A 23,249-nucleotide genomic window follows, 5' to 3' on the forward strand; every position below is an offset into this window, starting at 1 on the left:
GAGGTGGAAAGATATGCTAGTCATAAGCGCGAACGAACAACGAAACTTAGTAAATATGAACGAAGTCATTGAATACGCGGCGCTTGCTTTAAAAGAATTTTCAGCAGAAAGAACGATCACACCAATTCGCGGCTCATTACCATTTGCGAACGGGCAAAATACCGCATTAATTATGCCTTCAGTAGCGGAAGGACTCGAAGCGCTCGGTTTAAAAGTAGTAACGGTAGCTCCGCATAATAAAAAGATAGGAAAGAAAACGATAAACGGGATTGTGATGCTATCAGACTTTCAAACGGGAGAACCGCTTGCGCTTTTAGAAGGATCGTACTTAACGATGATTCGAACAGGCGCCTTATCAGGAGTAGCGACAAAACATTTAGCTCGTCATAATGCAAAAACCTTATGCATTATCGGTACTGGTGAACAAGCGAAAGGAATTGCAGAAGCTGTACTTGCAGTTAGAGACATCGAAAAAGTCATCCTATATAACCGAACGGAAGAAAAAGCGTATGCATTCGCGCAATATATCCAGGAGACATTTAACAAACCGGCTTACGTCTACAGGGATCCAAATGAAGCAATAAGCGAAGCGGACATCATCGTCACAACAACGAATGCATCCACACCAGTCTTCTCAGAAAAACTACAAAAAGGTGTCCACATAAACGCCGTCGGTTCATTCAGACCGAGCATGCAAGAACTACCATCTCACGCCATCGCGGGCGCTGACAAAGTAGTAGTCGAATCAAAAGAAGCAGCACTCGAAGAAACGGGTGACCTTCAAGTTCCTATAAAAGAAGGATTATTTGAAGCGAGCGACATCCACGCCGAACTTGGTCAGATTATAAGCGGGGAAAAAGCTGGTAGAGAGAATGATGAAGAGATTACTATTTTCAAATCGGTTGGTTTAGCAGTAGTAGATATAATTGTTGCGAAGTATTTGTATGAAAAAGCGGTGGAGAATGGAATGGGTACTATGATTCAGTTGTGAGGCTGCCTTTTGGTGGTCTTTTTAATTTGGTTTGAAAGTTACTCTATTTGGTGCTTCATATATTTTTGTATATGAAAGTGTATTGAGATTGTGGTGTTCTTTTTGTTTATAATGCGTGTGCACATATCAAATGCAATGCAAAAGCTAGGGTTAAAGGACGTTCACAAGCAGTTGTTGAGCTTCTTCGCATGGGAGAGATCGAATTATAAGAAAGCAGCCGACTTTTTATACAAAGAGTTGGCTGTTTTTTGTTTCATGCTCTATATGAATGATAATAATGTCTCGTACATAAATAGGTAGTGAGGAAGGGATATGTTTAAAGTGTTTCAAAGTTCAATTGAAGAAATTATTGTTCATCCTGAGGGGACGATTGATATAACATACACCGAAGTAATGGCTGAATGTCTTTGTATGGTTTATATAAAAAGTCATCAAGTTTGACTATTGTTTGTTATAGTTAATATAAAAAGGGGTTAAGGATATGAAGTGGATAATTTCAGCAAATCCGAAAAAATATGACGTAGTAAGTGCTTTTAATCAATATGATTATATTGATTGGAGCCAAAGTGCAAATCACGAAATTGGGGATGTTATTTACATTTATTGTTCGGCTTTTATAGGGAAAATAAAATTTAAGTGTATTGTGGAAGATGTAAATATACCATGGGGAAAAGTTAACGGTGATGATGGGTTTTGGATAGATAAAGAAGATTATCAAAAGGCAAAAACAAAAAAATTTATGCGCTTGTGTTTACAACAACAGATTGAGTCTGATGACTTAGCTTTTGAAAAGTTAAGGGAAAACGGATTGTTAGGTAATATTCAAGGTCCAATGAAATTAGAGTCAAAAGTCGATTTACTAAGCTATATTGAACGGTGCTTTAATGAAGATTGTTCAAAATCAGTTTATCCAGATGAAGTGCCAGAACAATTAGCTATTATGGAAGGACATCGAAAAACAGTAGTCGTTAATCAGTACGAACGTAGTGCTGTAGCAAGAAAGAAATGTATTGAACACCATGGTTGTTATTGTCATGTTTGTCATATAGATTTTGAAAAACAATACGGTTCTTTAGGCAAGGGATTCATTCATGTTCATCATAAAATACCACTTAGTGAAATAGGGAATGAGTATGAGGTGGATTATGTGAATGATTTGATACCAGTTTGTCCTAATTGCCATGCTATGCTTCATAGAAAAAGTATGAATGGTTCCTTTTTAACGCCTGAAGAATTGAAAGTGTTAATTAATAAGTAATTTAAGCTGGGGGAATTGTAGATGTTATTTGAAGGGGAAGTAATTGAGTTTGTATGTAATTATTTAGCTGAGCATGATTTTGAAATCATCCAAAAATTAAGTACGAAAGAACAAGGTGATGATATCGTTGCGTTGAAATCAGGGATGAAGTTAATAATTGAAGCGAAGGGTGAATCAAGTTCTAACAAGAATTCGAATCGTTATGGGCAACCATTTAATTATAATCAAGTAAAGACGCATGTTGGGGCAGCCGTGTATAAAATATTGGAGATTTTAACAAGGGAGATGAATGATGGTAATGCCGTGGTTGTTGGGATAGCATTACCAAATAATGAAAATCATAGAAAATGCGTTGCTAAAATCTCGTTAGCCATTAAGCCGTTAAATATAGTTTTGTTTTGGGTTAATGAAGATGGAAGTGTTGATATTGAAGGGGATTTAATTTGATATTAGAGAACGACTAGATTAGATACTGAATAATTTGATATATAAGAAAGTAGCCGACTTTTATACAAAGAGTCGGCTATTTTTCTGTTTATTTAATACTCTAAAGATATAAATATTAAAGAATATAAGATATTTATGTTCAAAACACCTTGGTAATTGATTAGAGAAAGGAGTTTTGAAAATAGATTAATTTTAGTTAGAGAAGAAGAACTTAGAAAAATATTGGTATTTGATTCTATTGGAGTTGTCTTTGTTTGTCCCTTATTTTCCAATTGGAGAATAAGGGACAAAGTTTTATGAAGGAGTAAATTTAGACATCAAGTATGCAGCTTTTTTACCACTCCCGCCATTCTTCTGTAATATCTTCTTCGGATTCTAAGCCAGCTATTTGTGCTCCTGCATCGATAAATTCATAGAGATCTTCTCTTTCCATTGTTTCGATAAAATGGTCATGTTCGATATTTAATTCATTTATTTTAATAACTACCTCTTTAACGACTTTCATTATTTCGACTTCGGTTGGATTCTCCCCTAATTGCTGTAAATTGTTAATGTAAGTGTCGAGAACTTTATTTGTTGCACTTATATTTTCTTCAGTGAAAAATTCCCCATCTTCATCATGCTCAGCCCATGGGGTTGTTGGTTTGTTTTTTTTCAATTCATCAAACGTCATGATAACCTCCTAAAAATGTTTTTTTATCTTTAATCTCATTCTACATTTTCAATTATATATAACAACCATTTCAGAGAAACTTTCTGTAGGCTGCTAGTTTTTCAACGCATTTTACGAGGCAACCTATTCGTGGTCTTTTTATTTTACCCCCCGCATAAATATATTTTATCCCGCATTAACGGGCAGTAAGACTCCCACCTCAAAATTCGGCGAATGCGGAGGAGTTAGGTGGGAGATCAACTGCCCGTAAAAGCCCGATTGGTGAAGGCTAATAATCAGCGGGGGATGGACAAAACCCCCACTGATTAAAGTTTCACTTTATCGCAAGAATTCATTAATAGATTTCAAACTGTCTATCTTTGCGAAAAAGTTTGACAATACATAAGGGTAGTGGTAATTTAAAACCTATAAGAAAACTCGGTATTAATTCCGAGTTTTCTTATAGGTGTAAATAGTCGAGAGGGGTCGAAATATGAAGAAGAAGTTGTTTGCATTACCATTTGTCCTACTATTACTTATTGCATTAGCGGCTTGCTCAGGGGAGAAAGATTCTTCGAAGCAAGCGAACACTAGTAAATCAGGGACTCCGAAAGATGGAGGAACGTTAACGGTTGGTGTTAGTGATAATCCAGATACGATGAACCCGCTTTATGCAAATGATCGAGTGTCATTAACGATACAGCAAGCTTTATATGCACCGCTGTATCATATGGAAGACGGTAAGAAAAAATTTGTTCTTGCTGAGAGCTTTACGCCTTCAGAGGATCAATTAACATGGACTTTAAAATTAAAGGATAATTTGAAATGGCATGATGGTAAGAAAATTACATCAGATGATATTGTATTTACATTCAAATCTATTCTAGATGAGAAGCAAAATAGTTCAAGCCGTGAAAACTTTATTTTTAAAGGAAAGCCGCTTGAGGTGAAAAAAGTGGATGAGCTAACGACTCAATTTGTATTACCACAAGTAAGTGCATCTTTCGAAGGGGTTATGAACGATTTCTTCCCAATTCCGAAACATGTATTTGAAGGTGAAGCAGATTTAGTGAAGAGTAAGAAAAACCTACAACCTGTAGGATCAGGTCCATTTAAGTTAAAAGAGTTTAAATCAGATGAATATGTTGCGTTAGAGCGATTCGATGATTATTTTGCTGGTAAATCGAAATTAGATTCTGTCGTGTACCGCGTTGTAAAAGACCGTAATACAGCAAACGTTTCATTGCAAAATGGTCAAATTAATATGAAGATGATCGAACCGCAAGACTTTAAGAAATTAGATAGCACTGGGAACTTCTCAATGGTCACATTCCCTGAAGGTAGATTATTCTACTTAGCTTATAACTTTAATACAGATCTTATGAAGAAAAAAGAAGTGCGCCAAGCAATTGCGCATGCATTAGATAAGAAAGAAATGATTAACTCAGCGTTCGTTTCTAGTCAATTTGCAGAACCGGCAAATTCAATCTTAACGCCAGACACTATGTATTATGCGAAAGATATTAAAGAGTATAAGTATGATCAAAAAGAAGCGAAAGATTTATTAGCAAAAGCTGGTGTGAAAGATAAAGAAAAAATCCGCGTTATGTATGTAACGAATAATAAAATCATGGAAAGTCTAGCACTTTATACACAGCAAAAATTACAAGAAGTTGGCTTACAAGTTGAACTGAATGCATTAGATGCTAGTGCAGCAAGTGAAAAAGGCTTAGATAAAGAGAATAAAGAATATGACATTACATTCGGTGGTTACATAATGGGACCAGAGCCTGATTCATATAAGAGCTTATTCTTAAGTAATGCAGAATACAATTATGCACGTTATAAAAATGCTGACTTCGATAAGTTATGGGAAGAAGCTGCAGTTGAAACAGATAAAACAAAACGCGCAGAGCTATACCATAAAATCCAAGATACAGCGAGAGAAGACTTACCTTATCTTCCAATCGCATATCCGAAAGCAGTTATTGCAGTAGATAAAAAGTTTGATGGGTTAAAAGAAGCAAAAGCGATTCCAGTTACAATGTTTGAAGATCTATCGAAAATTTATGAAGTGAAATAAGAAACTGTAAAGAAGCTGGTGAAAATCAGCTTCTTTATCCCGCTTTAATGGGCAGTAAGACTCCCACCTCAAAATCCGGCGAATGCGAGGAAGTTAGGCGGGAGTAGGGCTGATTAAAGTTTCACTTTATCCCGCATTAACGGGCAGTAAGACTCCCACCTCGAAAGTCAACTGAGGCAAAGAAGTGAGGTGGGAGATCAACTGCCCGTAAATGCCCGATTGGTTCGGGCTAATAATCAGTGGGGATGAACACCCCCACTGATCAAAGTTTCACTTTATCTTGAGGGGGGAAGTTTGTGTATAAAGTAATTGCAAAGAGGCTTTTAAATGCAATTCCGCTTTTATTTGTTATTTCTATTATTTCTTTTCTATTAATAAAACTAGCGCCGGGCGATCCCGTTCGAAACTTTGTAACGCCGAATATGAGTCCAATTGATGTCGAGCGTATTCGCAAAAGTTTAGGGCTAGATCAACCAATTTACGTGCAATATTTTTTATGGTTAAAAAATATTTTAACAGGGAATTTTGGATACTCACTTCAAAACCATCGTCCTGTTTTAGAACTTATTACAGAAAGATTACCCGCAACAATCGGGTTAATGGGATCATCTTTACTCGTCTCATTTGTAATCGCAATACCGCTTGGATTATTTACAGGTGTGAAAAAGAACTCGTTCTTTGATCGCATTGTGAACTTCATCTCCTATGTGGGAATCTCAATGCCAGTCTTTTGGTTCGCGTTACTATTAATCTACTTATTCTCTTTAAAGTTGAACATGCTTCCGAGTATGGGTATGCGCACAGTCGGTCAAGATTCCTTCTGGGATATTGTCCAGCACGGCATTTTACCTTGCATGGTGCTAGCGTTCCAAAACATCTCTGTCTATATGAGATATATTCGCTCAAGTACAATTCAGCAATTAGAAGAAGATTACGTACAAATTCAATATGCGTACGGTGCTTCACAGAAAACAGTTTTATTTAATCACGTACTTCGAAACGTATTAATACCGATCATTACAATTTTCGGATTATCCATTCCAAGTTTAGTAGGCGGAGCGTTCATTACGGAAACAGTATTCTCATGGCCGGGACTTGGTTCACTCGGGGTGAATGCTATTTTTAGATTTGATTATCCAATTATTATGGCAATCACATTATTATCATCGTTCATGTTAATTCTCGGTAATTTAATTGCTGATATTTTATATGGCGTAGTAGATCCACGCATTCGAATGAGGGGGTGATTTGGAATGAACAATAGGAGATTTCAAACGATAAAAAATAGTTTTACAAAAAATAAGTTTGTAGTAATGGGAGTTATTATACTGGGTGTTTTAACAATCGCGTCTCTTTTCGCATTCATATCACCGTACGATCCTAGTAAAATGTCGATTCCAGATCGTTTACAAGAACCAAGTATGAGTCATCCGTTCGGCACAGATGATTACGGAAGGGATTACTTAACGAGAGCGTTATATGGCGGACGAGTTTCCCTTGCGGTTGGTTTTCTAGCGATGGTCGTTTCCATTACAATCGGAACCGCAGTCGGAACAATAAGTGGATACTTTGGCGGAAAGTTAGACAACTTCTTAATGCGAATTGTTGAAGTTCTTATGTCAATTCCATCATTCTTTTTAATGCTGTTATTAAATGCTTATTTAAAACCAGGAATTACAACGCTTGTTCTTATTATCGGACTATTAACGTGGATGGATACCGCGCGTATCGTAAGGGCAGAAACGTTATCTGTAAAAGAGCGTGAGTACGTTTTATATGCAAAAGTATCTGGACAAAAATCATTGATGATTATTGTAAGGCACATCATTCCTAACATTTTATCAACTATTATAATCGCAGCGACATTAACAATTGCGACATCGATTTTAATGGAATCATCACTTAGCTTCTTAGGATTAGGTATTAGAGAACCAGATTCTTCTTGGGGCAGCATGCTAAATAATGCGCAAGGATACATAGGTGAAGCTTGGTATTTAACACTCTTCCCAGGGTTCCTTATTTTATTAACAGTACTAAGTTTTAACGTAATCGGTGAAGCGTTGAAAAAAGCTTTCGCGCCAAAAGGGGCTCATCATGAGAACTAATGCTTTAAGTGAGGGGGAGTGAAAAGCGTGTCTGAAAAACTATTAGAAGTGAAAAACTTAAAGACTTCTTTTTTCATAGAAGACGGCGAAGTAGAAGCGGTTCGCGGCGTTTCATTTAGCTTGAAAAAGGGTGAAGTCGTTGGGATTGTTGGCGAATCGGGAAGCGGAAAGAGCGTTATGGCGAAATCCGTTATGGCCCTCGTTACGCCTCCGGGGAAAGTGAAAGAAGGAGAGATTCTTTTTCAAAATGAAAACGTGCTTTCTAAATCGGAGAAAGAATTACGCTCTATTAGAGGAAATCAAATTTCACTTATCTCCCAAGATCCAATGTCGGCATTAAACCCAGTTGTGAAAATTGGTAAGCAAATGACAGAAGTAATTATAAGGCATCAAAAAGTGAAAAAGAAAGAAGCACAAAATATCGCGGTCAACTTACTAAAACAAGTCGGTCTTTCTTCACCGGAAGAAAGAGTAAAACAATATCCGCATGAACTAAGCGGCGGAATGAAACAACGGGTTATGATTGCGATGGCGATGTCTTGTAACCCAGACCTTCTCATTGCGGACGAACCGACGACAGCACTTGATGTAACGATACAAGCGCAAATACTAGACTTAATGAAAAACTTAAAAACGAAACGAATATGTCGTTACTTCTTATTACGCATGATCTTGGAATTGTTGCGCAAAACTGTACACGCGTCATCGTTATGTACGGTGGGCTTATTATGGAAGAAGGACATGTACTTGATATTTTCCAATCACCGAATCATCCATATACGAAAGGGCTATTAAACTCTCTGCCAAAAATATCGAACGGCGTAAAAGAAAGACTAGCGCCAATTCAAGGTGTAACGCCAAACTTACTACACCCGCCGAAAGGTTGCCCATTCGCAGAGCGTTGCCCACATAAAATGGACATTTGTGAAAAAGAACGTCCACCATATTTTGAAGTCGGAAACGGAAGACGCTCCATGTGCTGGCTAAACGATAGGGCGGTAGGTGATTCACATGCATGAAGAAAACTTAATTGAAGTTCGGAAATTAAAAAAGTATTTTCCTATTAAAAAAGGACTATTCGGCAGAAAAACAGAGCAATTAAAAGCAGTTGACGACCTAAGCTTCACAATTAAAAAGGGTGAAACATTCGGACTAGTAGGAGAATCAGGCTGCGGGAAATCAACGACAGGAAGAAGTATCATTCGCTTACACGATGTAACTTCAGGTAACATTCTATTCGACGGAAAAGATATCGCAGATCTAAAAGAAAATGAACTAAAAGAATATAGAAAAAGAATGCAAATCATTTTCCAAGACCCATACGCATCATTAAACCCGACAATGAACGTATTCCAAATTATTAGCGAACCGATGAACATTCATGGCTCTTACACAGCCGAAGAAAGAAAAGAAATCATTCTAGACCTTCTCAAAAAAGTAGGACTAAAAGAAGAACACCTATATCGCTACCCGCACGAATTTAGCGGAGGCCAAAGACAGCGCATTAGCATCGCACGCGCACTATCTGTAAAACCGGACTTCATCCTATGTGACGAACCAATCTCAGCACTAGATGTCTCAGTCCAAGCACAAGTCGTAAACATGCTGCAGGATATTCAAGAAGAAACAGGCGTCACATACTTATTCATCGCACATGACCTATCCATGGTAAGACACATATCAGATAGAATCGGAGTCATGTACTTAGGAAACATAGTAGAAATTGCCGACAGCGAAGACCTATACACAAAACCGGCACATCCATACACACAAGCACTACTCTCATCCATGCCAGAACCAGATCCAACAAAGACAGGCAAAGAACGGATTATTCTGCAAGGGGAAGTACCAAGCCCACTCAACTCACCATCCGGCTGCAAATTCAGAACGCGCTGCAAATTCGCCACTGAAAAATGCGCGCAGGAAGTACCGAAGATGGTGGAGATTGCGAAGGGGCATGAGGTGGCTTGTCATTTGTTTTAGATTTGAAGAAAAGCATTGGGGGAACCTGGTGGTATTTCAGTTGGTAATATGATAGCTGGTATAGCTTGTAGCGTTAAATAATTTATATAATAAACAATATCCTTTCAAAAAAATATTTAAGTCTATATTTATCCCGCTATTTGCCGGGCAGTAAAACTCCCACCCCAAAATTCAGGTGGAGCAAAGAAGTTAGGTGGGAGATCGACTGCCCGTAAACGCCCGATTGGTGAAGGCTAATAATCAGTGGGGGATGAACAAAACCCCCACTGATTAAAGTTTCACTTTATAATTTTTTCTATCTTAATGCATAAAGACAAGGAAGGATTATATTTAATTCCCTTCCATACTTCTGATGGGGTGGACATCAATGAGATGTGGTTTTTTGTTCACGGATTTTTAACATCTTTATTTACAGTGTTTTGAATGTAATAATAAAAAGTTTGCTTTCATATTAGAAAAGGTTAGTCCCTCACTTCACTCCAGTTAAAAACCTCACACCCAAAAACAAAGGGGAACTCAATTGTTCAAACTCATATAAAGTTTCAATCTTGTCTAAGCATCCATTAGGATATACAATTGATCATCTATTTTTCTTTACATAATCTCCAGATACAGTCCATATCAACTATAGATTCTTGTCTTATGCTAAATGTAATCAAAAAGCAAGTAGATAAAGATAATGACTAAAACATTAACTCTAGATACTTTTTTGATGAATATTACAAATAAACAGGAGGTAATGAAAAATGATTAAAACATTATTAGCGGGAGCACTTTTAAGTACAGGATTGGTAGCGGGAGGTGCAGTAGGTGCAGATGATGCGAAAATGGACAATTTAAAGTCAAATGAAAATAGTTCCAATCAAGTAATTACACAGAGTGCAGATGGAACAACGTCTTTCTCACAAAACTTTGATTTACCTAAAGATGCAGTGCCAGCAACTCCTAAAGGAGACGCAAAAACTGTTGAAAGAACAGAAGGTACAGGTTCTCAAGAAGGAAAAATGGTACCAGCAAAAGAAGGTGCAGATTCTCAATCTGGATTTGAAATGGGAGCCCCTGAAAAACCAGAGCATGCAAAAACTGTTGAAAGAACAGAGGGCACAGACTCTCAAGAAGGAAAAATGGTACCAACAAAAGAAGGTACAGATTCTCAGCCTGGATTTGAAATGGGAGCCCCTGAAAAACCAGAACATGCAAAAACTGTTGAAAGAACAGAGGGCACAGACTCTCAAGAAGGAAAAATGGTACCAACAAAAGAAGGAAATTAAATAATATATAGTTATAACGAAGAGCATCCAAAAAGTGGTGCTCTTTTTATATTATAGGGATCAACTGGTTTTACTGAATATAGAACTATAGGAGGAATTCAAGCTAGAATAGGGGTGACTGTCTCTTCAAATCATGGTGTTGGAAGCACTAGTTTTGGTGGTAACGTTACAACATAAACATTTTATTAGAGATTTTCTAAATTTACATACACTCTAGATAAACTACATATCAACTTCAGATACTTGTTTTATGATACAAGTAATCAAACAAAAGGAGGGCAATACAAAATGATTACAACAGTATTAACAGGGCACTCTTTTAAGTACAGGAGATTATTAACAGGTGGAGAAAATGTTGAAGATGTACAGACAGATAAACATATTCCATATGAACAAAATGAATTGCAGCAAACTCTAGAAAAGTACGATTCGAAGAAATTTGAGTTATAAAAAGAAAATAGATAAATATAGTGAAAATAGATAAATTGACAAGAGAAAAGCACTTTGTGTATATCACAGGTGCTTTTTATTTTCATTTTGATATAGGGCTTGAATTAAATTTTTACACTAAAATATATACGGCAAAAAGGGGGGAGTTCATTGCACAAAGTTATTTATGGAATATTAATTTTAATTTATACTTTGTATTCATTTTTTGTAAGTGATGGAAGTGAAGTAAGGTTTATTATGGTGTTAACTATAGTACTTATCTTTTCTGTAGTTTTAGAAAAAGGAAATGCAAACAAAACGACTGATTAAAGGTCTTTTTGTTTGCATTTTTTAGTTGGCTATTAAAGTCCAGATGTTTTAGGGACACTATCAAATTTTTATTTGATGAAAACACCCGCCTAAAATAGAAAACTTTTAACCTATTATCATTTATTCCGTAGCTTTTAAGGTATTTAACACGACTTTGGTTGCATCTGCAATAAGTTTATCATCGTATTTAGCATCTTCTTTATCATGATTAGAAAGTATAGCAAGAACAATCGGCTTTTTATTTGGTGGCCAAATAATTGCGATATCATTTCTTGTTCCGTAAGATCCCGCGCCTGTTTTATCAGCTACTTCCCAGCCTGTTGGTACGCCCGCACGAATCAATTTATCTCCAGTTGTATTTCTCTTCATCCAATCTACTAATAGTTCACGTTTTTCTATTGGAAGTGCAGTTCCTAATGTAAATGATTGAAGTGTCTTAGCTATCGCTTCTGGTGTACTGGTATCGTGTGTTTCTCCTGGATGCACTTCATTTAATTCAGGTTCAAATCGTTCTGAAGTAGTAACAGTATCTCCCATTTCTCTCAAGATTTTTTCAAATTCAGAGGGGCCCCCTAACTGTTTAAGAATCAAATTATGTGCTGTGCTGTCACTATATCGAACAGAAGCATCTGCAAGTTCTTTTAAAGTCATTCCTGTATCAACATGCTTTTCAGTAATTGGATTATAATTAGAAAGATCTTCATGAGTATACGTAATCCTTTGATCAAGAGCTTCTAATGAGTTCTTGCGTAAAAGAGCGCCCACAGCTAATGATTTGGATGTAGATGCAAATGCAAAACGATCATCTGAATGATAAGCAACAGTTTGATTCGTACCTGTGTCCAGTGCATAAATACCAAGCTTAGCATCATATTCTTTTTCAAGTTTAGCGAAAGATTGATTACCTGTATTTTCTTGTTTAATTTGATTAGCTTGATTCGTTTGTTTAGGTGGTTCAGATTGAGTGTTACTATTGGAACAACCTATAAGTGATACACATGAAAGTAATACTACAGGCACAATCTTTTTGTAATGTAAAATGTTAAAGAACTTGTTTAAAACGAACATAAATTTTCAACCTCTTTCAAGAATATATGGATTTTGTCTAGGTATTCTAAATACCAATGCAATTAAAGATGGCATAGGGTAACAATACTACTGTAGCTAAAATTTCACAGGTTAAAGGACATCCAAAACGTTTATCCCGCATCAACGGGCAGTAAGACCCCCACCTCAAAATTCAGCGGAAGCAAAGAAGTTAGGTAGGGATCGGGCTGCCCGTAAAAGCCCGATTGGAGAAGGCTAATAATCAGTGGGGGATGAACAAAACCCCCACTGATTAAAGTTTCACTTTATATGATTGATAAGTCACGGTTTGGGTTGTTTCTTTTTTGTTTTCACTTGTAATGGTTCACCTGTGAAAGTATTAAACTTGTAATACTTAACCGTAGTATTACAATACATATTTTTACTTTTGGGAATAATAAGTCCTTTCTTTTTTTTTGTAATACATAAAAATAGATGTCAAACGGGATATGTTGTATCCAATCTGGACAACTAATGTTAGAAATACACTTATTAGACACTCTAAGTAATAAATTTGTTCCACTTTAAGATGAGGAAGAATTTGGGGTTTGTAAAATAACGATGGAACTACGTGTTTTTTCGTCATACAAAAACCTCTACATATAAGTAGAGGTTTTTAAATTGCGTATTAGTGAATTATGCTTTTTCAGATAAACGAAGATCATAGAATACATAATTTTAACTAGATTTATTATTAGCTAGTTTATCCTCGCCACCAAGCTCCGCCTCAATTTGCGAAGTCTTCGATGACTCATCCATACGCCAATACGTAATAAAGCTTATCGCGATACATCCAGCTACGTAGAAATAGAATAGTGATTCCATTCCGATACTTTTTAGCCATAATGCGATGAACTCGGCTGTTCCGCCAAATATCGCAACAGTTAGTGCATATGGTAAACCTACGCCAAGTGCGCGAATTTCAGTTGGAAAGAGTTCGGCTTTTACAATCGCATTAATGGAAGTGTAACCAGTAACGATAATGAGGCCGACCATCATGAGTAAAAATGCTACCATTGGTTCTGTCGTTTTTTCCATAAAGAAGAAGATTGGTGCTGTTAGTAACGTTCCGAGAATACCGAAAGCCATTAATAGTGGGCGGCGTCCAATTTTATCGGATAATAGCCCTGCAATTGGTTGAAGTACAACGAATATAAGTAGTGCGGCAAAGTTAATCCAGCTTACAACTTCTTTCGGGAGACCAACTGTGTTTACCATGAACTTTTGTAAATATGTTGTGTACGTATAGAATGCAACAGTGCCTCCTAGTGTTAGGCCGACTACTGTTAATACTGCTTTCGGGTGTTTCATAAGAGCGCGAACGGTACCTGCGTTTTCGCGGTTTTTAGATTCCATTTTTGAGAACTGCTCCGATTCATCCATTGTGCGGCGAAGCCATAATACAGCTACTGCTCCCATTGCTCCAATAATGAATGGAATACGCCATCCCCAAGCTTTCATATCTGGTTCGCTTAGTAATTGCTGAAGAACAATTTGAACACCTAACGCAACCATCTGTCCAGCAACGAGCGTTACATATTGAAAACTTGAATAAAAACCACGGCGTCCACTACTAGCCATCTCAGATAAATATGTTGCGGAAGTTCCATACTCTCCGCCAAGTGATAACCCTTGAAGTAAACGAGCAAGAACTAAAATAATTGGCGCCATAATACCGATGCTTTCGTAACTAGGTGTACAGGCGATAATTAAAGAACCACCGGCCATAACTGTAATGGAAAGCGTTAATGCTGCCCGGCGACCGTGCCGATCTGCATAGCGTCCCATTAATAAACTTCCGATAGGGCGCATTAAAAATCCGACTGCGAAAATAGCTGCTGTGTTCAGTAACTGACTCGTTGGATCTCCTTTAGGAAAGAACTCTGCTGAGAAGTAAACAGCGAAAGCAGAGTAAACGTACCAGTCGTACCATTCAATTAGATTACCGACAGAACCTTTGAAGATATTGCCGGCGACTCGGTTAGATTTTGCTTGAGCCATAATAATTCCTCCTCTTGCTTATAAATAAAAGGTATATATGAAAGCGTGTTCAATGTAGTTGAATTGTACTGTTCTTTGATTAAAATCTCAATATTACGACAATTTTATTCTTTTTGTACTTTATGTACATGGAGAGTTTTAATAGTTGCTTCATTATTAGTTTTGTCATAATAATAGAAAAAGGAGATTGATAGTTTCGAATATTTTATCAAAGGATATGGAGTATGAAGAAATCACGTAAAGTGTCATTACAAACGAAAATAGTAAGCTTAATAATTACGTTAATTTTATTTGTTGTTCTTCTATTAGCGGGAATATTTGTTTACATTCAGTCCGTTGATACGAAGCGCCAAGTAGAACAGTTAGCTCTGCAAACGGCTAAATCTCTTTCTTTTATGCCAGCTATAAAAGATGCTTTTCAATACAACGAGCATAAAAGTACGATTCAATCCATTGCGGAACAAGTTCGTGAGCAAGCTGGTGCAGATTATGTAATTGTGGAAGATCGTTATGGGGTTATGTATTCGCATTCTAATTCGGATTTGATTGGTACAAAGAGTAACAATCCATATAACTATGAAGCACTTACTTTTGGAGGATATTATACGCTTGAAGGAAATGGTGAAAGTGGTCCAGCTTTAATGGCGAAAGCACCCATTATTGTTCATAACGGAGACTACGATCAAGTCGTAGGTGTTGTGACAGTAGAGTTTTTAATAAAAGGTATTGAATCTAACATACTGAGTAGAACGAAAGAAATCATACTCTTTTCTTTAGCGGTGTTACTAGTTGGAATTGTTGGCGGCATTCTTTTAGCGCGTAGTATTCGTAAAGATACACTCGGTTTAGAACCGAATGAAATTGCAGCGTTATACCGGGAACGAAGTGCGATACTACTATCCATAAAAGAAGGGATTATCGCTATTGATCAAAACGGTTTTATTACGATGATGAATACGTCGGCAGAAGAAATGCTGTATGTAAGTGATGACTATATGCAGCAGCACATTTCAAAAGTTTTACCGGGTTTTGATATGGAAAGAGTGTTAGAAAACGATCAAGAAATCGGGTTTCAAGATAAAGTGTTTATTTTAAACATGACACCGATACTTGAAAATAACAGTACGGTAGGCGTTGTATGTAGTTTTAGAGATAAAACAGAACTGCAAAACCTTGTTAATACAATATCTGAGGTAAGAAAGTATTCAGAGGACTTACGCGCTCAAACACATGAATTTACAAATAAGCTGTTCGTCTTATCAGGATTACTTCAGTTAGGGCATTACAAAGAAGCGATTGAATTTATTCAACAAGAATCTAATATTCATCAAAGCCAAAACCATATTTTATTCCATCAAATTCATGATGCGAAAGTACAAGCTATTTTATTAGGGAAAATTGGAACAGCATCTGAGAAGAAAATTGATTTTCATATTGAAGGAGATAGTGCGCTTCATCCATTACCAGACCATATAAAAGTTTCGCACCTTATTACGATCCTTGGAAACATAATCGACAATGCATTTGATGCGGTGAGTGAACGAGAGGGAAAGAGTGTTTCCTTCTTTGTTACGGATATTGGACACGATATTGTGTTTGAAGTGATAGATAGTGGAGCGGGAGTACCGGCAGAAAAAATCACGACCATTTTTCAAAAAGGGTTTTCAACGAAAGGAAATGATCGTGGTTACGGACTAGCAAACGTGAAAGAAATGGTAGATCTACTAGAAGGAACAATTGAAATTCAAAACGAGAAAAATGGAGGAGCTATTTTTACAATTTACCTTCCGAAAACATTGAAATAAAGTACATGACAAACAGGGGGATGGGCATATGTTGAAGGTTGCAATTGCAGAAGATGATTTCCGCGTAGCGCAAATTCAAGAGGAGTTTTTATCAAAAATAAAGGACGTAAAAGTGATCGGAAAAGCATTGAACGCAAAAGAAACGATGGAACTACTACAAAAGGAAGAAATCGATTTACTTCTATTAGATAATTATTTACCAGATGGAATTGGTACAGACTTATTGCCGAAAATCCATGCTGACTTTCCAAACGTCGACGTCATTATGGTTACAGCGGCGAATGAAAACCATATGTTAGAAAAAGCAATTCGAAACGGCGTAAGCAACTATCTTATAAAACCGGTCACGTTAGATAAATTTGTTCGCACAATTGAAGACTATAAAAGAAAGAAGCAACTGTTACATAGTAACAATGAAGTAAATCAAGCACTAATCGATAATTTTTTCGGCACTTCGCAAATACAAGACATGAAAAACTTACCGACAGGTGTTGATCCACTAACACTTCAAAAGGTGAAAGGGATTATAAAAGGATTCGAGGAGGGAATTACAATAGAAGAAATGGGAGAACAAATGGGAGCCTCCAGAACAACCGCAAGAAGATATTTAGAATACTTAGTAGCGACAAACGAATGTACAGTAGAGTACACATACGGCATTATCGGACGACCAGAACGAAAATATCGCATAGGACGAGGACTATGAAAAAAAGATTATTACTAAGTATATGGATCATGACAGGAGTAATAGCTGGTTGTTCCGTAGAAAAAACGCACACAAATAAAGTGAACATAGAAGAAGTAGAAATCGTTGCACCAAACGTTCAAGGAGCAGGGTGGGACTTAACAGCACGGGCGATGCAAAAAACACTAACAGAAGAAAAAATCTTCACAAAACCAATCACTGTCACAAACAAAGTAGGTGGCAGCGGTGATGTCGGATGGAAATATACGAAACAAAAAGGCGGTCACGTACTTGCGATTAACTCAAGCTTACTCATAACGAACAACCTACTAGGCCACAGTAAACTAACATATAAAGACTTCACACCGCTCGCAACACTCGCATCGGACTGGGAAGTCGTTGTCGTATCAAAAGAATCAAACATAGAAAACGCAAACGAACTCATGGAACAACTAAAACAAGACAAGAAAAACTTCAAAATCGGCGTTGCCCCCGGCCTAGGAAACGACGATCACCTTTCCTTCGTACAAGTAAGCAAAGCATTTGGCATAAACCCTGCCGAACTACAATTCTTCGTCTACGAAAACAAAGAAAAAATCATAAACGCCCTAACGAACAAACAAATCAAAGCCGCAACAATGACCCTATCCGAAGCCGAAAAACAATACAAAGCCGGCAAAATAAAAATACTAGCCGTATCCGCACCAAAACGGCTAGACCGACTACCGGAAATCCCGACTTGGAAAGAACAAGGAATTGATGTTGTATTTCAGCACTGGAAAGGGATTATGGGCCCGAAAGATATGACGGAGGAAGAGGTAGCTTACTGGGATGATGTGGTTAAGAGGATGGTGGAGAGTGAGAGTTGGAAGGGGATTTTGAGGGAGCGGGGTTGGAATTCTTTTTATAAGAATAGTGGAGAGAGTAGGGTGTTTCTTGAGGAAAGTAGTCAGGAATATGGGGAGCTAGTGGGGAATAATAGAAATTATTAAATCATGCGGTATGGCGTATGATTTTTCTTTTATACATAGTTTGGTAAAATAGTAGTAATTGTAATTTATTGTAACGGTGGGGATGAAAATGTTAGAGCAACTCATAATTGAATTGGCTAAATCAACGAAGCAAGTTGAAAATATCCAGGGTGATAAAAATTATTTAATTATAAACAAGGATGATGAAGGATTAGACGTTGAGATTAAACTTTCAAGCGAGCAATATGAAAAAGAAGAGGAAGTGTCGTCTTATTTTAAAGTGAGCTTTGAACTTCTTAAGAATGCTTGGGGAAAATTTATCAATATGCGTACTGTAAAGAGTGAGGATTTCGGACAAGCAAGTGAAAGTAATACTTTCTTGGTAGCTTTCTTCTCGCAGATTTCATTTGTGAATGTAACGGAATCGGGAGCTCTTACATTTAAAGAGTTCCAAACTGATAACCTACCAAGTGAAAAATATGATAAAGTCATGCTCTTTTTAGAAGAGATAATGAATGGTACATATAATCCAAGTACGTTACGTGAACAAACGGATGAGAATTTATATAGAGTAAAATCGAACGCACGCCAAGATTTGAGATTATTAGGATTTTTGAATGAATCTCATGAAATGAATGAGCTTTTATTAAATGAATATGTTCAATCGGAAGATAAGAATGTCTATATTGCACAGCTAGTTTTAAAACAGGAATATTTCCGTCATGCTTTATTTGTTCTGGGAGTGTTAGAGAACTATTTAAAGGATGAAAAGAAAGAAGCTTTAGTAGATTTAGGAATGGCGATTGTCCGAAATTCATTAGGGGATAATTTGATGGTTGAATCAGTAGCGAAGCGGCGTACGAATAATTTACTAGATTGGCTTGAACAAGTAGGACTAGTTAATGATGAATGGATTCCTGATGAACGATATGTAAAAGATGATGGAGAAAAGGGCGGTAGTATGAACAGTAATTTACGTGAAAAGTTTTTAATGGTGATGAATGAGTATTTACAGGCAAGAACAGAAAGGTTTGCGGGCCATAAAATGGGATCGGTTGTTAGGCATGAAATGACGACGGAAATAACGAGGTTACCATTTATTGATCATAATCAGTATGGTGTCACAGGATCAGTTGGACAAGGGAATTGGGCTGCTGTTCCGTGGCTTGCGATTATGAATAAAGATATTACAACATCCACACAGAGAGGGTATTATATCGTTTATTTATTTAGTGAAGATATGGAGCGATTATATTTAACGCTGGCCCAAGGTGTAACAGAAACAACTAAAGAAGAGATGCAAGAAATTAAAGAAGAGATTCGTGAACAAATACATATGTCCCAAAAGGTGAAAAAAGATGATGAGATTTTCCTAGGTACAAGTCCAAAAGCAAAGGGATATTCGAATTCAACTGCGGCTTATATTGCATACGATGCTAATAAAATGCCAAGTGAAAAAGAGTTAGTAGAAGATCTAGAAGAAATGCTTCGTTATTATGAGGGATTTATTGCTTACAAAGAGGAAGGGACGAAATATGAAATGATTTATGAGAGGAAAGAAGTGTATTTAGATCAACAATCCATTATCGATCATGTGTCTTCTTATATTCAAAGTAAAGGTTTCTTTTATGAGAAAAAGGATCTTATTAATTTCTTCCTTTCATTAAAGACGAAGCCGTTTGTGATTTTATCAGGTATTTCAGGTACAGGGAAAACGAAAATTGTTCAGTGGTTTGCGGAGAGCTTAGGAGCAACGGAAGAGAATGGACAATTTACGCTTATTCCGGTTCGACCTGATTGGAGTGATAGTTCTGATTTGCTTGGGTATGTGAACCTTCAAGGGGAGTTTCAAGAAAGACCGTTAATTAAAGTTCTTGAAAATGCAGATGCAAATCCAAACAGACCTTATTTTGTAGTGTTGGATGAAATGAATTTAGCTCGAGTGGAATACTACTTTAGTGATTTTTTAAGTGTAATTGAAAGTCGTAAATGGAAAGATGGAAAAATTGTTACGTCACCAGTACTTCCAGAATCAATAACGAATAAGCATCTTACGATTCCATCAAATGTATATATTATTGGAACTGTAAATATGGATGAAACGACACATCCGTTAAGTAAAAAAGTATTAGATCGTGCGAATACAATTGAATTTAATACCGTTAACTTAGATTATTTTAATTTCTTAATGGATATAGAAGAGAAAGAGGCTGAAATTGTTTCTAATCGTTCTTTAGCAACCGAGTATCTTCATTTAAAAGAATGTTTTAAAGAAAACGAAGATCTTGTGAGAAACATATCAAATATTCTAATAGAAATAAATAAAACCCTTGAATCAGTTGGAGCCCAAGTTGGATATCGTATACGAGATGAAATTTGCTTCTATATGGCATACAACGAAAAAGGAAAGTTATTGTCATTCGATGAAGCACTTGATTATCAAATATATCAAAAGATTTTACCGCGTCTTGCAGGGAGCGATGGACGAACAGAAGAGGTATTAAAGCAGTTGTATGTATTATGTGCAAATGAAGAATATGATAGTGGCAATAATGACGCTTCATATGCTAAGTATCCTCGTTCAGCTAACAAGCTGTCTTATATGTTAAGGAGGTTCGAGTATGATGGTTTCACCTCTTTCTGGATCTAATAATGAGATAGAGCTAGTTAAGATTGAAACAGAGGAGCTATCATTGACGATTAAAGGAAATCCTTATCATGAAAAATACGAGAGTTTAAAAGAATATCACGCTATGAACGCGGATGAAATGATGTATTTTCATGTAGATGGGAAGACGGAATCCGTTTCTGTATTTGATGCGAGATTGCAGAGGCTAGATGAATGGAATGAACATCCGCCAATCTTTTTTGAAAATAGAAGTTATCAGCTTGTTGTTGTTCCGAAAAATAACAGGCAGCTTTCCTTTTATCATGAACATCCGGGATTTCGAAAGCAAGTTAGTTCTATTCAAATGGGGTCACTTCATGTGTTAATGGGGAATCTTTCATTTCCAAATGAAGTAGGTAATACAAGGTTTGAAATTAAAGATGATAAAGATACTTTATTAACTGTTACATTTGAAGTTTTCCCGGCAAAGCTTGATTATAAGGATGATTACAGGGCCTTATTAGATGAAGTAAATGATGAAATTTATAATTTAGCATTTCATTTACTAAAGAGAACTTATTTAGGAGCATCTGCGATTTACGCTACAAATCCATCGAAGAGTGAGTTTTATCGTATTTTAAATGATTCCTTTGAGCGTTTTATGAAGTCGATCTCTCATATTAAAAGACAACCGCATCATACGCTTATGACTAGGCATCAACTAGTACGAGGAGAAAAAATTCGTAAATTGGATTCTGTCGGAATGAACTATTTGCGAAAGCGACCACACTTGTTGCAAGGAGAAAACAGTATACCAACCAAAGGTATTACAGCTTATAAGGAAGTGTCTTATGATACGCTGGAAAATCGATTTGTTAAATGGATGATTCAAAGAGTCGTACATAAAATAGATGATTTACTTAAGGCATTAGAGCAAAGATCTAGATTTGGGCGTGATGTAATTGATGAGGATTTGCTAGAACGTGTAAAGAATATGAAGTATCGAATGAAAAATGAATTGAACGATCCATTTTGGAGAGGAATCGGAAAATTAGATCGCTCAGTCTTTTCACTCGTTATCCAGATGGCGGCAGGCTATAGAGATGCGTATCAAATCTTCTTAATGCTATCGCGAGGTTTAACATTACGAGGACAAATTTTCAAAATGTCGGTAAAAGATGTCGCTAGATTATACGAATACTGGACGTATTTAAAGCTTGGACAAATTCTATCAAAGAAATATATACCGCTTCACCAAGACGTTATTCAAGTTAAACAAGACGGTTTATACGTAACGCTTGATGAAAGTAAAACTGCAAAAAGAACGTTCAAACATCCGGAGACAGATGAGGTAATAGAACTTTACTTCCAGAAAAGAAACGGCTTACTGCCAACAGTTACACAAAAGCCAGATACGATGCTCGCTATTGAGAAAAAGGGAAAGAGCTATCAATATCAATACATTTTTGATGCGAAATATCGAATTGATTTTGCTGAAAAAACTCATTACAAAAGGAAGTATGGTACGCCTGGTCCGATGGAAGAAGACATTAACACAATGCACCGTTACAGAGATGCACTAGTAGTAGAACAAGAAGGACCATTTGAACGAACAGCTTACGGAGCGTACGTACTATTCCCGTGGAACCAAGAGGAAGCATATGAGAATCATCCATTTTATAAAAGTATTGAAAAAGTAAATATCGGCGGCTTCCCGTTCTTACCAAACGCAACAAGACTAGTCGAACAATTTTTAGATCACCTTATTGAAAAGAGCCCAGAAGAAATTATAAGAGAAGGTATTCTTCCAAGAGGAACAAAAGAAGAATGGCACTCCTCATTAGAAGAACAAGTATTAGTGGGCAGCGTGAAAACTGAAAGTGACTATGAAACATATAGAAAAAATGGCTTATATCAGCTACCGGTCACACAACTAAAACCAGGATGGCAAGAGGCGAAGTACATAGCATTATATGCACCGAAAAAATGGCACGGAGAAAAAGGTGGCATTCAATACGTAGCGAAAATCAAACACATTCAAATGCAACCAAACGATGACTATGTACATTTCGAACTAGAGCCATGGAAAAAACTAGACCACCTCATCTGCCCAGTAGGATACGGCATTCAAACATACACAATAACAACTATGTCGTTATTAAAAGAAGTACAAGAACTCCCGGAACTCTTCATGAAATCAAAGGAAGAACGAATTCTTTGGAAAACACTACGCCGTTTTACGAAGCAGGTTAAAGTTGAGTTGGATCATCGCAATTTAGATGAGGCTTCTGCTATTAAGAGTTATTATGTGCAGGATGTTCAGATTTGGGTTGATTATGAGAATGGGGTTGTTATGGTGGGGAGAGATGGGCGAGTTAAGGAAGTTCCTTTGGAGTTGGTTGTTGGTAGGAGTTCGGTGTTGTTTAGGGAGGTTTTAGAAGTGCTAAATGTTAAGGAATAGCACTTAGATACAAAGGTGATTAAGTCATGGATAAAGGCCAAATTTATTTTTGCATGGAACTAATGATTTTAGGTGAAGTGGAG

19 protein-coding genes and 2 pseudogenes are annotated in these 23,249 nt (G+C 36.8%); 18 read left to right on the forward strand and 3 right to left on the reverse strand.

What is annotated here, in order from left to right; genetic code table 11:
• The first annotated feature begins 13 nt into the window (after positions 1-13).
• The 5 genes and pseudogenes from MR066_RS18580 (at position 14) to MR066_RS18595 (ending at position 2,696) form a co-directional block, all read left to right on the forward strand.
• Positions 14-991, forward strand: a complete 978-nt coding sequence (locus MR066_RS18580) for an ornithine cyclodeaminase family protein (protein ID WP_242248125.1) — start codon at positions 14-16, stop codon at positions 989-991.
• A 111-nt stretch (positions 992-1,102) separates the two neighbouring features.
• Positions 1,103-1,200: pseudogene (locus tag MR066_RS18585) on the forward strand (hypothetical protein); the annotation flags it as partial.
• A 103-nt stretch (positions 1,201-1,303) separates the two neighbouring features.
• Positions 1,304-1,432 carry a hypothetical protein gene (locus tag MR066_RS27220; protein WP_277929049.1) on the forward strand — a complete coding sequence of 43 codons (129 nt, stop codon included), beginning with the start codon at positions 1,304-1,306 and terminating at the stop codon, positions 1,430-1,432.
• 40 nt (positions 1,433-1,472) lie between these two features.
• A complete protein-coding gene (locus tag MR066_RS18590; protein WP_242248127.1) occupies positions 1,473-2,249 on the forward strand; it encodes an HNH endonuclease in 777 nt (258 codons plus the stop codon).
• A 21-nt stretch (positions 2,250-2,270) separates the two neighbouring features.
• Entirely contained in the window at positions 2,271-2,696 is a 426-nt protein-coding gene (locus MR066_RS18595; RefSeq protein ID WP_002087308.1) for a hypothetical protein, read from the forward strand.
• Between the two features lie 334 nt (positions 2,697-3,030).
• Here the strand turns inward: MR066_RS18595 and MR066_RS18600 are convergent, their stop codons facing one another.
• Entirely contained in the window at positions 3,031-3,369 is a 339-nt protein-coding gene (locus MR066_RS18600) for a hypothetical protein (RefSeq protein WP_242248129.1), read from the reverse strand.
• A gap of 472 nt (positions 3,370-3,841) precedes the next feature.
• Between MR066_RS18600 and MR066_RS18605 the strand changes: the two genes are divergently transcribed.
• The 8 genes and pseudogenes from MR066_RS18605 (at position 3,842) to MR066_RS18640 (ending at position 11,549) form a co-directional block, all read left to right on the forward strand.
• Positions 3,842-5,431: an ABC transporter substrate-binding protein gene (locus MR066_RS18605; RefSeq protein ID WP_242248131.1), complete on the forward strand. Its 1,590-nt coding sequence runs from the start codon at positions 3,842-3,844 to the stop codon at positions 5,429-5,431.
• A 296-nt stretch (positions 5,432-5,727) separates the two neighbouring features.
• Positions 5,728-6,678 carry an ABC transporter permease gene (locus MR066_RS18610; protein WP_002035186.1) on the forward strand — a complete coding sequence of 317 codons (951 nt, stop codon included), beginning with the start codon at positions 5,728-5,730 and terminating at the stop codon, positions 6,676-6,678.
• 6 nt (positions 6,679-6,684) lie between these two features.
• Positions 6,685-7,536 (forward strand): ABC transporter permease, encoded by an 852-nt coding sequence (locus MR066_RS18615; protein ID WP_219301369.1) that lies wholly within the window; start codon positions 6,685-6,687, stop codon positions 7,534-7,536.
• A gap of 27 nt (positions 7,537-7,563) precedes the next feature.
• Positions 7,564-8,555, forward strand: a pseudogene (locus MR066_RS18620) (ABC transporter ATP-binding protein).
• Entirely contained in the window at positions 8,548-9,519 is a 972-nt protein-coding gene (locus MR066_RS18625; RefSeq protein WP_242248133.1) for an ABC transporter ATP-binding protein, read from the forward strand. Before MR066_RS18620 ends, MR066_RS18625 begins: the two are co-directional and overlap by 8 nt.
• A 746-nt stretch (positions 9,520-10,265) precedes the next feature.
• On the forward strand, positions 10,266-10,790 hold the full coding sequence (locus MR066_RS18630; RefSeq protein ID WP_242248135.1) for a hypothetical protein: 525 nt from the start codon (positions 10,266-10,268) through the stop codon (positions 10,788-10,790).
• A 288-nt stretch (positions 10,791-11,078) separates the two neighbouring features.
• Positions 11,079-11,240, forward strand: a complete 162-nt coding sequence (locus MR066_RS18635; protein ID WP_002150223.1) for a hypothetical protein — start codon at positions 11,079-11,081, stop codon at positions 11,238-11,240.
• 150 nt (positions 11,241-11,390) lie between these two features.
• Entirely contained in the window at positions 11,391-11,549 is a 159-nt protein-coding gene (locus MR066_RS18640) for a hypothetical protein (protein WP_002087303.1), read from the forward strand.
• A 120-nt stretch (positions 11,550-11,669) separates the two neighbouring features.
• Here MR066_RS18640 and blaIII read toward each other — a convergent pair whose 3' ends face one another.
• Both blaIII and MR066_RS18650 read right to left on the reverse strand, forming a co-directional pair.
• Complete coding sequence (blaIII, locus tag MR066_RS18645; RefSeq protein ID WP_242248137.1) at positions 11,670-12,617, reverse strand: class A beta-lactamase BlaIII; 948 nt, start codon at positions 12,615-12,617, stop codon at positions 11,670-11,672.
• Between the two features lie 696 nt (positions 12,618-13,313).
• Positions 13,314-14,636 (reverse strand): MFS transporter, encoded by a 1,323-nt coding sequence (locus tag MR066_RS18650; protein ID WP_242248139.1) that lies wholly within the window; start codon positions 14,634-14,636, stop codon positions 13,314-13,316.
• Positions 14,637-14,860: 224 nt separating this feature from the next.
• Between MR066_RS18650 and MR066_RS18655 the strand changes: the two genes are divergently transcribed.
• The 5 genes from MR066_RS18655 (at position 14,861) to MR066_RS18675 (ending at position 23,166) form a co-directional block, all read left to right on the forward strand.
• Positions 14,861-16,441 (forward strand): ATP-binding protein, encoded by a 1,581-nt coding sequence (locus MR066_RS18655; RefSeq protein WP_242248140.1) that lies wholly within the window; start codon positions 14,861-14,863, stop codon positions 16,439-16,441.
• 28 nt (positions 16,442-16,469) lie between these two features.
• On the forward strand, positions 16,470-17,147 hold the full coding sequence (locus MR066_RS18660; RefSeq protein WP_242248141.1) for a response regulator: 678 nt from the start codon (positions 16,470-16,472) through the stop codon (positions 17,145-17,147).
• Positions 17,144-18,118 carry a tripartite tricarboxylate transporter substrate binding protein gene (locus tag MR066_RS18665; RefSeq protein ID WP_242248142.1) on the forward strand — a complete coding sequence of 325 codons (975 nt, stop codon included), beginning with the start codon at positions 17,144-17,146 and terminating at the stop codon, positions 18,116-18,118. The genes MR066_RS18660 and MR066_RS18665 overlap by 4 nt, the downstream gene beginning before the upstream one ends.
• A gap of 88 nt (positions 18,119-18,206) precedes the next feature.
• On the forward strand, positions 18,207-20,747 hold the full coding sequence (locus MR066_RS18670) for an MrcB family domain-containing protein (RefSeq protein ID WP_242248143.1): 2,541 nt from the start codon (positions 18,207-18,209) through the stop codon (positions 20,745-20,747).
• Positions 20,722-23,166 carry a restriction endonuclease-like protein gene (locus MR066_RS18675; protein ID WP_242248215.1) on the forward strand — a complete coding sequence of 815 codons (2,445 nt, stop codon included), beginning with the start codon at positions 20,722-20,724 and terminating at the stop codon, positions 23,164-23,166. The genes MR066_RS18670 and MR066_RS18675 overlap by 26 nt, the downstream gene beginning before the upstream one ends.
• Positions 23,167-23,249 lie beyond the last annotated feature (83 nt).

Origin of the sequence: Bacillus cereus group sp. BfR-BA-01523 (genome assembly GCF_022662615.1) — a bacterium.
Lineage (GTDB): Bacteria > Bacillota > Bacilli > Bacillales > Bacillaceae_G > Bacillus_A > Bacillus_A mycoides.

Coding starts and splice junctions, on each gene's coding strand:
- MR066_RS18580 (WP_242248125.1), top strand. CDS start 14: ATGCTAGTCATAAGCGCGAACGAACAACGAAACTTAGTAAATATGAAC.
- MR066_RS27220 (WP_277929049.1), top strand. CDS start 1,304: ATGTTTAAAGTGTTTCAAAGTTCAATTGAAGAAATTATTGTTCATCCT.
- MR066_RS18590 (WP_242248127.1), top strand. CDS start 1,473: ATGAAGTGGATAATTTCAGCAAATCCGAAAAAATATGACGTAGTAAGT.
- MR066_RS18595 (WP_002087308.1), top strand. CDS start 2,271: ATGTTATTTGAAGGGGAAGTAATTGAGTTTGTATGTAATTATTTAGCT.
- MR066_RS18600 (WP_242248129.1), bottom strand. CDS start 3,369: ATGACGTTTGATGAATTGAAAAAAAACAAACCAACAACCCCATGGGCT.
- MR066_RS18605 (WP_242248131.1), top strand. CDS start 3,842: ATGAAGAAGAAGTTGTTTGCATTACCATTTGTCCTACTATTACTTATT.
- MR066_RS18615 (WP_219301369.1), top strand. CDS start 6,685: ATGAACAATAGGAGATTTCAAACGATAAAAAATAGTTTTACAAAAAAT.
- MR066_RS18625 (WP_242248133.1), top strand. CDS start 8,548: ATGCATGAAGAAAACTTAATTGAAGTTCGGAAATTAAAAAAGTATTTT.
- MR066_RS18630 (WP_242248135.1), top strand. CDS start 10,266: ATGATTAAAACATTATTAGCGGGAGCACTTTTAAGTACAGGATTGGTA.
- MR066_RS18635 (WP_002150223.1), top strand. CDS start 11,079: ATGATTACAACAGTATTAACAGGGCACTCTTTTAAGTACAGGAGATTA.
- blaIII (WP_242248137.1), bottom strand. CDS start 12,617: ATGTTCGTTTTAAACAAGTTCTTTAACATTTTACATTACAAAAAGATT.
- MR066_RS18650 (WP_242248139.1), bottom strand. CDS start 14,636: ATGGCTCAAGCAAAATCTAACCGAGTCGCCGGCAATATCTTCAAAGGT.
- MR066_RS18655 (WP_242248140.1), top strand. CDS start 14,861: ATGAAGAAATCACGTAAAGTGTCATTACAAACGAAAATAGTAAGCTTA.
- MR066_RS18660 (WP_242248141.1), top strand. CDS start 16,470: ATGTTGAAGGTTGCAATTGCAGAAGATGATTTCCGCGTAGCGCAAATT.
- MR066_RS18665 (WP_242248142.1), top strand. CDS start 17,144: ATGAAAAAAAGATTATTACTAAGTATATGGATCATGACAGGAGTAATA.
- MR066_RS18670 (WP_242248143.1), top strand. CDS start 18,207: ATGTTAGAGCAACTCATAATTGAATTGGCTAAATCAACGAAGCAAGTT.
- MR066_RS18675 (WP_242248215.1), top strand. CDS start 20,722: ATGGTTTCACCTCTTTCTGGATCTAATAATGAGATAGAGCTAGTTAAG.